Raw genomic sequence first — 14,466 nt, 5'->3', positions numbered from 1 at the left:
TCTTCGTGGCGGAGGTTTGGGGTGGATGGAGGGTCGGTGTGGCCCTGGGAGCGGTCGCTCTCTTCTTGGTGTCGGCGTGCCACTTGCCGGTGAAGTCCGCCACGCCGGTGCCCGAGCCGGCACTCGTCTCGGATGAGCGGGCGCCGCTCGAATGGGCCCGGGGGGAGGATTGGTTCGTTCTCGTGAAGCGGACCTGCCGCACGGTATCCGTCTACCGCCGCGGCGCGCGGGTGCGGACGTATCACCACGTGTCCTTTGGCCGGAATGCCGGGGACAAGCTCTACGAGGGCGACCGCAAGACGCCGCTCGGGCTCTACCGCATGGCCGGGCGGCGACGGCATCCGCGGTGGTCGAGGTTCATCCTGCTGGACTATCCAAACGTGCGGGATCTCGAGGTGCACCGCGCAGCCGCCGCGAAGGGGCTGGTGACCAACGGGCCCGGGAGTCAGATCGGGATCCACGGCAGCGACGAGCCGATCCTGAACGAGGGCGGAGTGGATTGGACCTACGGTTGCATCTCCCTGCTCGATGCAGACGTCCGCGACATCTACTCCACCGTCCCCCGGGGCACGCTCGTCCTCATCGAGGACTGAGCATCGGCCTTATTTGCGACCGGCCGAGGTGGCCTCTACGGTTCCGGGAGTCGAGGTTCGCCGGTTCCGGGGACTTGGGCCCGAACCGTCCCCATGAGTGATTACATCGCCGACCTGAGCGGTCCCGACGCTGCGCCGATCGAGAGCCTCGATCAGCTCATCGAGCACTTTGAGAGGGGCGCACGGCCCCGCGAAGATTTCCGGATCGGCACCGAGTACGAGAAGGTCGCCGTCGATCGGGAGACCGGCGCGGCCATCCCGTTTAGCGGGGACCGCGGCGTCGAGCGGATTCTCCGCGACCTGGCGGATCGCTTCGGTTGGGAGCCACAGGAAGAAGCGGGCCGGGTGATCGGTCTCTCGCGCCCAGGCGGCGAGATCACCCTCGAGCCGGGCGGGCAGATCGAGCTGTCCGGCCGAGAGTGCGAGACGCTCCACGAGGCCCAGGCCGAGCTGGACGAGCACGTGAACGAGATCACCGTCGTGGCCGAGCCCCTGGGAGTCGCGTTCCTCGGCCTCGGCATCCAGCCCTTCTCTAAGTTGGACGAGATCGAGTGGGTTCCGAAAAGGCGCTACCGGATCATGGCGCCGTACATGCAGAAGGTCGGGAGCTACGGCCAGCGCATGATGAAGCAGACGGCGACCGTCCAGGTGAATCTCGACTACCACAGCGAGCAGGACGCCATGAAGAAGATGCGGATCTCGACGGCGCTCGCGCCCGTGATGAACGCGATCTTCGCGAACTCGCCGGTCTGCGACGGCCGCCCGAGCGGGTTCCTGTCCTTCCGTGGTCAGATTTGGACGGACACGGACGCTTCGCGATGCGGCATGCTGCCCTTCCTCTTTTCGCCGCAGGCGGGCTTTGAGGACTACTGCGATTGGGCCCTGGACGCACCGATGTACTTCGTGAAGCGCGGGCGTGACTACCACGACCTAACCGGGGTGCCGTTCCGGCAGTTCTGGAAGGAAGGCGTGGGCGACCTGCACGCGACAGTGGGCGACTTCGCCCTCCACCTCTCCACGCTCTTTCCGGAGACGCGGCTCAAGACGTACATCGAGCTGCGGATGGCCGATAGCCAGCCGCCCGAATCGATGCTGGCGCTCTCCGCCCTCTCCAAGGGGATCCTTTACGAGGACGACTGCATGGAGGGCGCCTGGGACCTGGTGAAGGGCTGGTCGTTCGAGGACCGGGTCGAGACCCTTCACCGGACCTACCGCGAGGGCTTCCGCGCCTTGGCGGGACATCACAAGGTCGGGGACCTCGCCCGCGAGCTCGTCGCCATCGCGTCCGAGGGGCTTCGCCGTCAGGGCCGCAAGAACGCAGCGGGCGACACCGAAGAGATCTACCTGGACTCGGTTCGGGATCGCGTGGACACCGGCATCACGATCGCCGAGGGCTTCCTTGCCGACTGGGAGCGCAACGCCGAAGCCGACGACGTCCGTTGGTTGATGGACTCTTCCGCCTACCGAAACCCGGCGGAATAGCCCGGCCCCGCCTCAGACCTCGGGGGGCTTCATGAACTGCTTGGCTTCGTCGCCTTCGGGGTCGATCGAGCCGTCCTGAAGATTGACGAGCCAGGTGGCCTTCTTGGTAGCGCTGTCGTCCTTCCAGACGAGCGAGACGCGATACATGGGGCCTTCGTCCTGCGTGGTGCTCCACGCGAATGTGCCGATGAAGCGACCCTTCTCCCGAGCCTTGTTGCCGAACTCGATCAGCTGGTCCTTCAGCGTGTACTGCATCTCAGGGCTCTTGTAGTTCTGGACGATCTCCCGAGCTTCGGTCTCACGGCCTTCCCAGCCGGCGCCGATCTGCGTGACGACGAACCAGATGAAACCGAGGGTGGCGACGCCAATGAGTCCCCAGCCGATCATCGCGCCGGTCGTGCTGCCTGCGTTCGTTGAAGTTTGATTTGACGGTGCTGGGGTATCGACCATTGGAATGCCTCTTCTCTTGGTTTTAAGCGTCTCGCCGGCGCCCCAAGGCGCACCTTCCGCCGCGTATAGCGCACGAACCCGGCGATCCCAACGCCATCAGGGCCTTTGGAATCTTGAATTAGTTTAGATCATGTTATAAATCAGGAGAAATCATTTTGTCGCGCCAGTAAGACCGCGTTAGCTTTCGCGACCTCGGGGGAGCCGTAAACAGGGGGTGTACGTGCCTGCTTCGAGTGCTGATTTGGAGTTCACTGCAAGGGGGTAAGATGCGAACTCGTGGGGCCGCAATCCAGGACAGGTCGGGTGGTTTGTTTGAACCGGACGTTCTCCTGCCTGGTCAGTTCTTCTCGTTCTTTCGTAAGGAGGCGGGCTTCGACCGTGAGCGGCGTTTGATGCTCGCGGTGCTGGAGGACGCCATCGATTGTTTTCAAAAGTACGCGCACACGAATGATCTGCGCGGAAAGCAGCTCTTCGCCGAATCGTATGAGTGGATCATGTCCCCGGATACGCGCTGGCTGTTCTCGTTCGAGAACATCTGCCAGATCGTCGACATGAATCCCGACTACATTCGCCAGGGGCTGCATCGCTGGCGCGATGACAGGGCGGTGACAGCTGCGGAAGCGCCGGCAGAAGCACCTGCTGTGGTGCCGCCGAGCCCGACCCAGGAGGGGGTCATCGCGCACTGATCATGTCTGCCAATCGATGATGTTCGACGCGCCGGTCGCTCTCTGGAAGAGCGACCGGCGCGTTGCGTTTGGGACCCAAGGCGCCTTCTAAGTCAGCGTCACGCGGATCGTTCGATCCCGTGGCCCATCGAGTTCGACGAGCATGATGGCGGCGGTCGCATGCGGTACGAAGACGTGGCAGAGCCCGCCCTCGATCTCCCCGTCTGCCACCAGGTCGGCGACCTGGTGGGTGACATCAACTACCTGCGACGGGTTTTGGGTGCGGATATGAATCGTCGGCATCGATCTCGTTGCTGGCCAAGGGCCGGAAGGCTCCCGGCCGCGGATCGATGAGATCCAGGTCGTCCCGCGAGACGTCGATCGGGATCCCACGCATTTCGGTGACGGCGGTGTGGAGCTTCTGTTCGTCGACGAGGTTCAGCACACCCCGCTCCTCGAGCACGGACACCGCATGGCGCCAACGCCCCGGTTGTTCGCCGTAAATGTCCTCGTGGGCCTCGACGTAGATGCGGCCGCCCATCTCTCCGACCTTCACCGTCTCGTAGACGAACTCGCCGGTCGTCCCGACCCGCGTCTTCGGATAGAGCCGGTCGATGTCCTCGGGGTACATGCGGATGCACCCGTGACTCACGGACATGCCCACGCCCCACGGAATGTTGGTGCCGTGGATCGCGTAGAGCGGGATCGAGAGCCGCATGCGGTAGCGGCCGAGCGGGTTCTCGGGGGTGCCGCCCTTGATCATCTTGTCGTGCAGCCCCTTCTCCTCGATCCGTTCTTTTCGGATCGACTCGGGGATCACCCAGGTGGGGTCGACGGTCTTCTCGGTGATGCGGAAGTCCCCCTGCGGCGTCCGCCACTGCGTTCGGCCGAGGCCGACAGCGTGGGTGATCACCGTGCGGGGCTCCCCCTTCTTGTGCGGTGGATAGTAGTACAGCCGCATCTCGGGGATGTTGATGACGAGGCCCTCGTACCGGCAGCAGGGCAGGATCCACCGGGTCGGCAGAACGATGTCCTCGTCGCCCTGGGCGGGAATCCACTCGTCGACGTCCGGGTTCGCCCCGACCATCTCGTTGTGCCCCAGGCCGTAGTAGCGGCCGACGTCGTAGAACGTGTCGCCCGTCGTGGGCTCGTGGCGCGAGAGCTCGCCGATCACCGTCCGTGCCTCGCCAGGACGCGCCTCACCGGGGGGCACGAAACTATAGACGGCAACGGGGAGCTGACCGAAGTCCTCTTCGACCCATTCGCGCGCCGCCGAACTCGACGCGCAGAGGAGAAAGAGACTCAGGCCCAGCAGGATCGTCCGTGTCCTACACCGCCACACCGCGCTCCCGTTCTATCGGCGCCACTTTCGGTAGACAAGCCGGCCGACTTTCCTCGCCTCCAAATGTCGTATAAAACTTAAGGGGGGTTGTGGTGACGGAGGTGTGGAAAGCGGCGGAGCGCCGGTCCAGGGGCGTTGTCCTCTCGGTGGCGGCTCTAGGAGTGGTCCTCGGGATCACGACGGCGCAAGCGGCGGGGCCCAAGGTCACCGCGCGGGCGGCGCTGGTGATGGATGCGAAGACCGGAGAGGTCCTGTGGTCGAAGAATCCGGACCAGAAACGCGCCCCGGCCAGCACCACGAAGATCGTCACCACGGTGCTCGCGCTCGAGAGCGGTCGGCTCGACGAGTCCTTCAAGGTCAGCAAGCGGGCCCAGAAGCAGGTTCCGTCGAAGCTCCATCTCCGGTCCGGCCAGAAGGTCACCCTGCGCGACCTGACGTATTCCCTGATGCTGAAGTCGGCCAACGATGGCGCGGTTGTCGTCGCCGAGGGGCTAGGCGGCAGTGTCGAGAAGTTCGCGAAGTTGATGGAGGCGCGGGCGCGAAAGGCCGGCGCCAAGAAGACGACGTTCCGCAACCCGTCCGGCTTGAGCCATTCCCAACACCTCACGACCGCCCGGGATCTCGGAAAGATCCTGCGGGCGGCACTCGACGTGCCGGGCTTTCGACGCGTTGCGGGCACCCAGACGCGTAAGATCCGGGTGCGGGGGTCGAAGGTGAAGACCGTCTCCCTCCACAACAAGAACAGGCTGCTGAAGGGCTACTTCGCTTCGGTGATCGGCAAGACGGGCTACACGCGCGCGGCTGGGCGCTGCTTTGCCGGCGCGGCCACGTACGAGGGCCGCGAGGCCATCATCGTCGTGCTCGGCGCAAAGGACCTCTGGGGCGACAGCAAGAAGCTCGTCCAGTGGGCTCACAAGGGCGACGGCAAGGCCGAGTGGCCACGCGTGCAGGTCGCCAGCGCGAAGAGCAAATCTGCGCCGAAGCCTGCGGCCAAGCCGAAGGTCGTTTCCAAGGACGCACCGAAGCCCGCACCCAAGTTCGTCGCGAAAGCTGCACCGAAGCCTGCGCCCAAGCTGGCCCCGAAGGTGGTCGCCAAGGCCGCGCCGAAGACCGTCGCGAAACCGACCGTGACGGCCAGTGTGTCCAAGCCCGCGTCGGCATACGGTGCCAGGTCTAACCGGCCACGCTCGGCGGCGCTCGAGCCTCCGCCGCGGCCGCGTTCCGCCGCGCTCGCGGCCTCAACCCGGCCGCGCTCGGCCGCGCTCACGGGATCGCAGCCGCGCGCCCGTTCGGCCGCACTCACGGCGCGCCCGCCGTCTCCGCAGAGAGTCGCCGCGCTTCATCGCAGTACGGAGCCGCCCGCCTACGTCCGGTCGTTCCGGCCCGAGGGCAACGTCCGGCGCGGGTGCACCGGATCGGGCTGTGCTCGCGGCGTGCGCTACTTTCCGCCGCGGTAGGAGACGAGCAACAGGCCGACGAGCGTCGCGAGGCTGAGTGCGCATCCGATCGCCAGGCCCGGCGGCCGGTATCGCATCGTCACCCGATGTTCGCCCGCGGCGAGCCATACGCCCCGGACCAGGCCGTTCACCCGTTCGAGCGCCGCGGGCGCGCCGTCGACGGACGCACGCCAGCCCTCGAGGAAGCTGTCGTTCACCACGAGGAGTCCGGGAGCGTCGACCGCGACATCCAAGGTGAGACGGTCGTTCCCGGCTTCGACCCACTGGACCTCCCACCGGTCCGGAGGACGGTACGCAATGTCGTGGACGCCGATGCCCTCGACCACGGCCATCCCGAGCGGTACTTCGGACCTTGCGAATCGATCGAGCGCCGCCTCCGGGCCGAGGGCGACGCCGACCTGTTGCGCGACGAAGGCGCGGGGAGCGTCGCTTCCGAGCGAGTAGAGCTTGGCTCGGTCCACCCCGATGGAGATGGGACGAACCCGATCGCCCCGGAGTTCAGTGAAGCTCGTGATCCACCGAGTGCCGAGAGCGTGCAGCGTCTCGAGAGCCTTCTCTTGCGGGAGGCTCTCGAGTGTTCGGTTGAGACGCTCGTGTTCAATCAGATTGAGGGACGCGGGCGTGTTGACGTTCGCGAGCCCATACAGCTCGCCGGTTGCCGCGTACAGAAGCTCGCGGTCGATCTCCGTCGCCTCGGCGAGCGTCTCCGGGGTCGGCGCGCCGCGGGAGTTTGCGTAGTAGCGGACCATCTCGGTCGGGGCCGTGGCAGCGCCCATGGCGCGCGCGGCGTCGGGCGGAGCGAACAGGGCCTGCGGCGTCATCGTGAACAGGACGTTTCGGTTCACGCGGGCGAGGTCTGCCACCGCCACAAGGGCGAGAGCCGCCGCCGCGGCGACCCCGATCCGTCCGGGCCACCGGGACGCGATTCCGGACAGTCCCCAGGCCGCGCCGAGCGCGAGCAAGGCGTGCACGCCGACGAGGAGCTTCTCGGGATAGCGAAGGAGATCGATGCCGGAGACGTGCTCGTGCAGGAACGGCAGGATCGCCGCGTTGGAACCGAACGCGATTCCGAGGAGTACCAACGCGACCAGGGTCGCCAGCAAGCGAGTGAGCGTCGGCACGAACAGTAGCCCGACCAGCGCGAGCAGGACCGGAATCGGACCGACGTAGAGTGATGGCAAGAACGCGCCTGGGCCGGGATCACCCGGGTAGACGAGTTCGGCCAGTCGCCAGATCGGCGTGGAGAAGGCGAGAACGTTCTCGGTCGAGAGGCCGTGGGCACCTCGATGCGTCGTTTCCAGGTAGAGCCAGACAGGCACGAGCTGCATGGCTGCGAGCATCGCTGCGATCGGCGGTACCCAGAGGGCCCGGACATCGCGCGCGAGGACTAGGAGGAGACCTGCGATGAGCAGCGCCATCTCCGGGCTTCCCGTCAGAAGCGCGATCGCGAGCAAGACGCTCGACGTGACGATTCGAGCCCGGAGGTCGCCGCTGCGCGCCCATCCCCACAAAACCCACGGCAACCACGACACCGCCATCAGGTGGTTCAAGAGATGTCCGAGCGAAACCAGTGGACCGCCGAGCGTCCAGACCAGAGCTCCGAGCCACGCTGCCGGACGGGTCGTGCCGAGCGCGCGGAGGAGCAGGAAGGCGCCCACGGCCGTCCAAACGTAGTGGAACGAAAAGAACAGATTGAACCCGCGCGAGAACGGAGGGACCAGCAGGAACAGGCTCGGGGGGTAGAACAGCCCCGTCTGCCATTCTGGAAGAAACGGCTTGCCGAGGACGGGCGCGGGATTCCACATCGGCCACGAGCCCTGCTGGAGCGCGTGCGCGAGGAAGGCGCGGATCGGCAGGATGGAGGAGAGCGCGTCACGCTCGACGACGATCTCCCGGTCGAGCAGGAACGGTGCTTGGAACCACGCGACCACAGCCACCACCGCGCCGAGCGCAGCGATCGTCGCTACCCTGGTCCGCCCCTCTCCCCTCGCCGACACCACGAGGGTTCATCGGCCGGAGGCCCGGAGTCCTGAAAGGTTCAGCCCGGGGGGCCCGTGAGGACCGGATCGTCGCCCTCAGGGGGCGGCTTTTCCGAGCGTGCTTCCAGAGGCGTCAGGAGTCGCCCCAGGAGGAGCCCTGCGAGGAGTCCACCCGCGTGGGCCGCGTTGTCTTTCCCTGGCCCCGCGCCGACCAGGAGCGCGTAGACGGCGCCCAGGGCCCCCAAGACCTGCCAGCGGCGGAACGGGCCCCGGAATTCGGGTCGAAGCGTCTGCCCCGCGAGGGCCCCGAGGACCCCGGCGACCGCGCCGGAGGCGCCCGCCTTGAGGCCGACGGTCGGTACCATGAAGTGGCTCAGCACGTTGCCCGCGACCCCGGACACCACAAAGACGATGAGGAAGCGGCCCGCACCGAGATGGTGGGAGAGGGGCGGCCCGATCAGGGCTAGCGTCAGCATGTTCGTGAGGATGTGGGCGCCGTCGAAGTGGATGAACACGGCTGCGAGGAGCCGCCAGAGCTCGCCGCTCTCGACCAGGCTCCAGGAGATCGCGCCGTGGGCGAGCATCCGGGCGCGGGTCACCGCCTCGCCCGAGAGGTGAGTGCTCCAGAACACCGCCGCGCAGACGAGGACGACCGCGAACAGAGCGTTCGTCCCGCGCCGGGACCAGACCACGGTCGGTTCCCTGTCCTTGTCGGGCTCGGGTTCAGGCGGCGAGAGGTCGACGTCGACGAGCGTGCGGCGGGCCGCGTTCTCGTCCAGCGGCGCAACCAGGATCGCGCCGTCGCGGGCACGGTAGTCGGCCTCGATCCCCTCGGAGCCCAGAAGGGCCAGGACCTCTAGGAGGCGGCTCTCGGGCACGCCGTGCAGTACGGCGACGAGGCCATCGTCGAGATCCTCGTCCATTGGATGGTTCTACCCGCTTAGAGGGAAACGCACACACCGCGGGAGCACGTTCCTGCATCGTCGCGGACGACGCAGGGCGTATCGTCGGGGACCGGTTCGAACCGGCATCCGCCTCGGGTCGTCTGGTCGTCCGTGCACTGGTTCTGATCGTCGCAGAGCGCCTGATTCAGGAGGCAGACGCCGTCGATGCAGCTGCCTTCGAAGGCACCCACGGTACACGCCGTGCCGTTGTCGATCCGGTCGTTCACGCAGAGGCCGTCACTCGTGCGGACGTCGGCGGTGCACTCGTTGCCGTCGTCGCAGGTGCCGTTCTCCGGGCAGCCCTCGGTCCCGGCGACGCAGAACGCCGAGATCGGACTCGGTAGCAGGGACGTCTGGAAGGCGATCGCGGCGGGCGAGCCGCCGCGCGCTCCGGTTCCCGCGCCCACAAAGACGCGCCCATCGACGACGGTGGACGGAGAAGAGGCCGGCCCGCCGACACTCAGGCGATTCAGGATCTCGCCGGTCTCGGCGTCGTAGACAAAGATGGTGCCGCCGATCGAGCCCATGAACACCACGCCGGGAATCGCACTGGTCGGCGCGAAGCTCGGCAGGGCGTCCTCGTTCGCCCAGCGCACGCCGCCGGTCGTCGCGTCGAGACTCCACGCGGCGGGGGTCTGCATCTGCGACAGATCGGTGCCGATGGCCGTGCTGAAGTGCACATGTCCACCCCCGACGGCCGCGCTCGCGATGATTCCGCCGATATCGCCGCCCGGGACGACCTTGGTCTGCCAGTAGGGCTCGATGCGGTCGGTGATCTCGTTCACCCCGTCGCGGTCGAGCGTGTAGTACACGCCGTCCTTGCCGCCGATCCCGACGACCTCTCGCGCCGCGCCACCGGCTTCGATCTCGAAGAGGTTTGGGACGGCGCCGAAGGCGAGATCGTCGTTGTCGACCTCGCGGGGACGCCAAACCCAGGCGGCCTCGCCCGTGTCCAGGTGGAGAGCGAAGAGAGCCTCGTCGTAAGGGGGCATCGGGGGCGGGGGCTCGCGGGTTTCGGGGTCGTCGTCGGTGTCGCAGTTGCTTGACGCCGAGTAGATCAGCCGGCGCTTGGGATCGATCGCCCCCGAGGACCAGACGCTTCCGCAGCGCACGCCGCTGCGGTCGTGGTTGCAGCCTTCGCGCGTCGCGAAGAAGTCGTCCGCGAGGCCGAGCTCCTCAGCCGAGTGGTAGCCGTCGAAGCGATGGATCTGGTCGCCGGGGTTGGGGCGACAGGACGAGCCCGTCACGACGTCGAAGTACCAGACCAGCGTCCCGTCACGGGCGTCGACCGCGTAGAAGCCGCCCTTCCCGTCTCCGAAGTCGTTCACGTCCATCCCGAAGTAGACCACGCCCTCGAACACGCCCGGCGAGGAGATCACTTCGTTGCGCTCGGTGAGGAAGTCGCAGTCCGTACACCCCGTTCCCGCGTCGAACTCCCAGAGGAACTCACCGGTCGCCGCGTCGAGGGCGTACAGGGTCATCCCGCTCGCGATGAACACGGTGAGCCGACCGTCGATCTCGTCGACGGAAGCGGAACCCGCTTGCGGGTAGCTGCCGCCCGCGTGCGGCTTGAACTCGTAGGACCACACGAGGCTGCCGTCCGCTCCGCGCAGTGCGTAGAGGTGGCCGTCCCACGACGGTGTGAAGACCGTCTGGACCGAGCCCTCGCCCGGAAGCTCGACGTTCGCGACGATGGGGGATGCGGTGACGACCGCGCCCGTCGTGAACGTCCACAGTGGCACGAGACGCGAGGCGTTCTCGGCGGTGATCCCCGTGTCACCCGGCTGGAAGAACGTGCGCGCGAGACTGCCGCCGTAAGTCCGCCACTCCGCGGTCGAGGTCGGCTGCAGCGTCGCCTCGTCTTGTGCGTCCGTCCCAAGCGTCGTGTCGGAGCAGCCCGACACGACGATGGCCAAGGCCAGGCCGAAAGCCGCGCTCGCGATTTGGAGGAGGGGCATTCACCATTGGGTGATGGAATCTCTCGTCAGAGGCAAGGTCCTTTGCGACGTCCATGCTGACCGGTTGATCAGGGTCGCCCGCCCGGCGGACCACCGCGGGGCCGCCCGCCGTGCCCACCACCGGAGCTGCCTCGTCGCCCGCTCCCGCGCAGACTCTTCGCCTTTTGCTGTTGCTCGGGGGTCAGCTGGTTCTTGATCCTCACCAGCAGGAGGAGGTGCTGCTTCTTCAATTGCATCTCGAGGCCCATCACCTCTTCGGCCTGCGCGAGGAGGGCCGCCTCGTCGATCGTGGGCGCGGAGACGAGGGCCGTAAGGCTTTGTTGTTTTTCCTGAAGCTCCCATTGGATTGGGTCGAGCGCGTCTCGCGTTTCCCGCGTGGCGGCCATGATGCCCGTCTTCTGCGAGTCACTCAGGCCGAGTTCGGACTGATTCCGCATGATGATTTCGGGCGGGTACAGCTCGGCCATGAAGGTCGGCTGGCCGCGCATGCCGCCACCGCTCCTTCCCATGCCGCCCGAGCGGCCGCCGTAAGGTTGGGCATCCGCGGTCATCGGAACGAGAAGTACGGTCACGGTGAGCGCGAGCCAGAATTTGGTTCTCATGTCTTCATTCTCCTTGAACCCCCTGCATCGGTCGTCGTTCTCAGGCGTCGAGGTCCAGCTCCGGGCAACCGAGCCCGGACCCCTCGCAGTCGTATGCAGGTACACTCGCGAGCGGATCGAATCCGTCGGTTGCGAGAAGGACGTCTGTTGGTGTGGTGTAGATTCCGAGATCGGCTATGGCGATTTCGATGGGGGCCTCGGCCACCTGTGGAGCGCGTGGCTCCGCTGCGATCCACAGTGCCAGGGCGGCTGCGGCCGCAATGGGAACCAGAGGTGCCCAGCGCCAGGTCCGCTTGGGAGCCGGCCCGCCCGGCGCGGCATCGAGGATGCGGTCTTTGAGTGCTCGGGTCGGCGCGTCGATCGCACCGCCGAGGTCGAGTAGCGAATCCAGGTCTGCCGCTTCGTCCCGCAAGGCTCTCGCGGGCTCGGACTCTTCGAGCAGGGTGAGCAGCGCTGCGCGATCTTCGACCGGCCAGCAGTCCTCGGAGGCGCCGTAGGCGGCCAGGACTTCGTGTAGTCTTTCCAGTCGGTCGTTCACGGAGTCCCTCCTTCGAGAAGCTCTTTCGCCACGCCCGCCAGGCGGGAGCGCATGCCACGGCGCCCGCGCGCGAGGAGAGACTCCAGGGCCTCGACGCTCAAGCCCAGGATCTCCGCGGCCGCCGCCTGACGCATGCCCTGGTAGTGGCACAGAGTGATTGCGGCGCGCTGGTTCGTCGGAAGTTCGGCGAGTGCATCGTTCACGTGCCGCTCCATTTCTTTGCGGCGGACGGCCTCCGCCGGCCCGGGGCCGGGATCGGCGGCATCGGGGACGTGCTCGCTCGGGATTTCACGCCGGCGCTCCTTAAGGTTCAAGCATAGATTGAGTGCGATGCGGTGGAGCCAGGTCGTGAGCTTGGCGCCGGTCGGTTGCCAGCGCGAAGCGTGCTTCCACAGTCGCAGGAACACCTCCTGCGCGACGTCTTCGCCCTCGCTGCGATTCCCGAGAACGCGGGTGGTGAACGCGTGGATTCGGCCGAGGTGGCGCTCCACGAGAAGCCGGCACGCGTCGCGGTCTCCCCGACCGACACGGACCATGAGCTGCTCGTTGCTATCGCGCTGCTCCGCCACCGCGGCATCCTTGGAGGCGACGGCGCGCCCACGCAAACCACTCGCATGGACGTGCCGTGCCCAGGCGCGGGAGGGGGGATCCAGCGCCAGAGGTTTCCAGGCAACCAAACGGGTCGCCTACCTACCGGCCGCCCTCTGGCGGCCGACCAGGTGTGAGGGGGAATGAGGGTGGGGGCGTCATGATCGGTGTTCCGTTCGCCCTGCTTCCACCGCCGGCGCGCCAAGACCCGTCGCGGCGGGATGCAGAAATCCCAGATTCCCGCACCTTGTCGGTTTCGGGGTCCACCCCTAACAGTTCGAACCATGCTCCCGACTCACACGGCCATCGCCGGGCTCGGTGTCACCGACCAGGGCAAGGTCTACGGCAAAAGCGCTGTTGGATTCGCCGTCGACGCGATTCGGCTCGCCCTCGACGACGCGGGTCTCGAACCGGTGGACCTCGACGGGCTCCTCGTGAACCCGGGCCTCAGCTGGGGCCTCTCCGGTTCGATGGGCTCGTTCGCCGTCCAGCAGGCGATGGGACTCTCGAACCTGAGCCTCAGCGCATCGATCAGCCTGGGCGGTGCCAGCGCCGGCGCCATGATCATGCAGGCCGCGCTCGCGATCGAGGCGGGGATGGCGTCGACCGTCGCGTGCGTCTTCTCGGACGCTCCTCTGAAGGCGCCGAAATCGCAGTCGGGCAAGAAGAGCGGCGGAACGGCGAGCGCGTACGCTCATTCCGGCGGCCTGGAGGCGGCGTACGGCATGTTCGGCGTGAACGGTCGCTACGCGCTGGTCGCCCAGCGCCACATGCACGAGTACGGGACCACGCAGGATCAGCTCGGTGCGATCGCCGTGAGCGAGCGCGCCTTCGCGCAGGGGAATCCGTCCGCGCAGTTCTGTGGCAGGCCCCTGACGATCGAGGACTACCACGCGTCTCGCTGGGTGGCCGAGCCGTTCCACCTTCTCGACTGCTGTCTCGTGTCGAACGGTGGGGTCGCGGTGATCGTCACCAGCGCCGACCGCGCGAAGGACCTGAAGCGACCCCCGGTGCACGTGCGGGGCATTGCGCAGGGGCACCCGGGTGGTGATCCCCTCGAGACCCTCTCGTCCGGTGCCGTCCTGGCCGGGAAGGCGGCACTCGACATGGCCGATGTCGGCCTCTCCGACATCGACTTCTGTGAACTCTACGACTGCTACACGTTCACGGTCCTGGTGACTCTCGAGGACTACGGCTTCTGCAAAAAGGGTGAGGGCGGTGCCTTCGTCGAGAACGGCCGCATCGGACCCGAGGGTGAACTCCCCGTGAACACCGGCGGCGGTCAGCTCTCCTCGTTCTACATGTGGGGGATGACGCCGATTTCCGAGGCGGTCATTCAAATCCGCGGCGACGGGGGCGAGCGCCAGGTTCCGAAGCACGACTTGGCACTGGTCAGCGGGAACGGCGGCATCCTGTCGACGCACTCGACGATGATCTTCGGAAGGAGCGCTTCGTAGATGTCCGAACCGATCATTCCAACCGTACCTCCGGAACTCGAACCGTTCTTCGCTGCCGCCAAGGAGGGCCGACTCGAAGTCCAGCGGTGTGTGTCGTGCGGCACACTCCGGTTCCCCGCGCGGGGCCTCTGTGCGAAATGCCTTTGGACCGAGAGCGAATGGACGCCGGTGTCCGGCCGCGGTGAAGTGTACAGCTTCTTCTGGATGCACCAGGTGTATCACCCGGCATACGCGGGCGAGGTGCCGTACGCCGTCGTCGTCACCCGGCTCGAAGAAGGGCCTCGCATGATGACGAACATTCTCGATTGCCCGAAGGAAGAACTGCGCGTCGGTCTTCCGGTGGAGGTCGTTTTCGAGCCGCGCGGAACGGACGTTTGTTTGCCCCAGTTTCGGCCGAGAAGGGCATAGGAT

General features: G+C 66.7%; 15 protein-coding genes. 6 read left to right on the top strand and 9 right to left on the bottom strand.

What is annotated here, in order from left to right; all coding sequences use genetic code 11:
- Window positions 1–38: 38 nt before the first annotated feature.
- Entirely contained in the window at window positions 39–593 is a 555-nt protein-coding gene (locus tag P8R42_26250) for a L,D-transpeptidase (protein MDG2308093.1), read from the top strand.
- A gap of 93 nt (window positions 594–686) precedes the next feature.
- Window positions 687–2,075, top strand: a complete 1,389-nt coding sequence (locus P8R42_26245; GenBank protein ID MDG2308092.1) for a glutamate--cysteine ligase — start codon at window positions 687–689, stop codon at window positions 2,073–2,075.
- 12 nt (window positions 2,076–2,087) lie between these two features.
- On the opposite strand, the gene P8R42_26240 is transcribed toward P8R42_26245, so the two are convergent.
- Entirely contained in the window at window positions 2,088–2,462 is a 375-nt protein-coding gene (locus P8R42_26240; GenBank protein MDG2308091.1) for a hypothetical protein, read from the bottom strand.
- A gap of 371 nt (window positions 2,463–2,833) precedes the next feature.
- On the opposite strand from P8R42_26240, the gene P8R42_26235 reads away from it, so the two are divergent.
- Window positions 2,834–3,211: a hypothetical protein gene (locus P8R42_26235; GenBank protein MDG2308090.1), complete on the top strand. Its 378-nt coding sequence runs from the start codon at window positions 2,834–2,836 to the stop codon at window positions 3,209–3,211.
- An 87-nt stretch (window positions 3,212–3,298) separates the two neighbouring features.
- Here P8R42_26235 and P8R42_26230 read toward each other — a convergent pair whose 3' ends face one another.
- Both P8R42_26230 and P8R42_26225 read right to left on the bottom strand, forming a co-directional pair.
- The gene (locus tag P8R42_26230; protein MDG2308089.1) at window positions 3,299–3,493 is read right to left on the bottom strand and encodes a YjbQ family protein; all 195 of its coding nucleotides are present in this window, start codon (window positions 3,491–3,493) and stop codon (window positions 3,299–3,301) included.
- Window positions 3,447–4,532 carry a L,D-transpeptidase family protein gene (locus P8R42_26225; protein MDG2308088.1) on the bottom strand — a complete coding sequence of 362 codons (1,086 nt, stop codon included), beginning with the start codon at window positions 4,530–4,532 and terminating at the stop codon, window positions 3,447–3,449. The genes P8R42_26230 and P8R42_26225 overlap by 47 nt, the downstream gene beginning before the upstream one ends.
- A gap of 146 nt (window positions 4,533–4,678) precedes the next feature.
- On the opposite strand from P8R42_26225, the gene P8R42_26220 reads away from it, so the two are divergent.
- On the top strand, window positions 4,679–5,989 hold the full coding sequence (locus P8R42_26220) for a D-alanyl-D-alanine carboxypeptidase (GenBank protein MDG2308087.1): 1,311 nt from the start codon (window positions 4,679–4,681) through the stop codon (window positions 5,987–5,989).
- Here P8R42_26220 and P8R42_26215 read toward each other — a convergent pair.
- From P8R42_26215 to P8R42_26190, 6 genes are all read right to left on the bottom strand, one after another.
- A complete protein-coding gene (locus P8R42_26215) occupies window positions 5,971–7,986 on the bottom strand; it encodes a YfhO family protein (GenBank protein ID MDG2308086.1) in 2,016 nt (671 codons plus the stop codon). The genes P8R42_26220 and P8R42_26215 overlap by 19 nt on opposite strands.
- A gap of 41 nt (window positions 7,987–8,027) precedes the next feature.
- Window positions 8,028–8,891, bottom strand: a complete 864-nt coding sequence (locus P8R42_26210; GenBank protein ID MDG2308085.1) for a rhomboid family intramembrane serine protease — start codon at window positions 8,889–8,891, stop codon at window positions 8,028–8,030.
- 17 nt (window positions 8,892–8,908) lie between these two features.
- A complete protein-coding gene (locus P8R42_26205) occupies window positions 8,909–10,870 on the bottom strand; it encodes a PQQ-binding-like beta-propeller repeat protein (protein MDG2308084.1) in 1,962 nt (653 codons plus the stop codon).
- A 68-nt stretch (window positions 10,871–10,938) separates the two neighbouring features.
- Window positions 10,939–11,472 carry a periplasmic heavy metal sensor gene (locus P8R42_26200; GenBank protein MDG2308083.1) on the bottom strand — a complete coding sequence of 178 codons (534 nt, stop codon included), beginning with the start codon at window positions 11,470–11,472 and terminating at the stop codon, window positions 10,939–10,941.
- A 40-nt stretch (window positions 11,473–11,512) separates the two neighbouring features.
- A complete protein-coding gene (locus P8R42_26195; GenBank protein MDG2308082.1) occupies window positions 11,513–12,010 on the bottom strand; it encodes a hypothetical protein in 498 nt (165 codons plus the stop codon).
- Window positions 12,007–12,615 (bottom strand): RNA polymerase sigma factor, encoded by a 609-nt coding sequence (locus tag P8R42_26190; GenBank protein ID MDG2308081.1) that lies wholly within the window; start codon window positions 12,613–12,615, stop codon window positions 12,007–12,009. Before P8R42_26190 ends, P8R42_26195 begins: the two co-directional genes overlap by 4 nt.
- Window positions 12,616–12,882: 267 nt before the next feature.
- On the opposite strand from P8R42_26190, the gene P8R42_26185 reads away from it, so the two are divergent.
- Window positions 12,883–14,055, top strand: coding sequence for a thiolase family protein (locus tag P8R42_26185; GenBank protein MDG2308080.1), 1,173 nt, complete (start codon window positions 12,883–12,885; stop codon window positions 14,053–14,055).
- Entirely contained in the window at window positions 14,056–14,463 is a 408-nt protein-coding gene (locus tag P8R42_26180) for an OB-fold domain-containing protein (GenBank protein ID MDG2308079.1), read from the top strand. It begins immediately after the preceding gene.
- Window positions 14,464–14,466: the final 3 nt, after the last annotated feature.

This window comes from Candidatus Binatia bacterium (assembly GCA_029243485.1).
Lineage (GTDB): Bacteria > Desulfobacterota > Binatia > UBA12015 > UBA12015 > VGTG01.
Note: the sequence above shows the minus strand (reverse complement) of the source record. Positions and strands in the feature narration are given on the sequence as shown.

Excerpts from the sequence above, each read along its gene's own strand:
- P8R42_26245 (MDG2308092.1), top strand. The coding sequence starts at position 687 with ATGAGTGATTACATCGCCGACCTGAGCGGTCCCGACGCTGCGCCGATC.
- P8R42_26240 (MDG2308091.1), bottom strand. The coding sequence starts at position 2,462 with ATGATCGGCTGGGGACTCATTGGCGTCGCCACCCTCGGTTTCATCTGG.
- P8R42_26230 (MDG2308089.1), bottom strand. The coding sequence starts at position 3,493 with ATGCCGACGATTCATATCCGCACCCAAAACCCGTCGCAGGTAGTTGAT.
- P8R42_26210 (MDG2308085.1), bottom strand. The coding sequence starts at position 8,891 with ATGGACGAGGATCTCGACGATGGCCTCGTCGCCGTACTGCACGGCGTG.
- P8R42_26205 (MDG2308084.1), bottom strand. The coding sequence starts at position 10,870 with ATGCCCCTCCTCCAAATCGCGAGCGCGGCTTTCGGCCTGGCCTTGGCC.
- P8R42_26200 (MDG2308083.1), bottom strand. The coding sequence starts at position 11,472 with ATGAGAACCAAATTCTGGCTCGCGCTCACCGTGACCGTACTTCTCGTT.
- P8R42_26185 (MDG2308080.1), top strand. The coding sequence starts at position 12,883 with ATGCTCCCGACTCACACGGCCATCGCCGGGCTCGGTGTCACCGACCAG.
- P8R42_26180 (MDG2308079.1), top strand. The coding sequence starts at position 14,056 with ATGTCCGAACCGATCATTCCAACCGTACCTCCGGAACTCGAACCGTTC.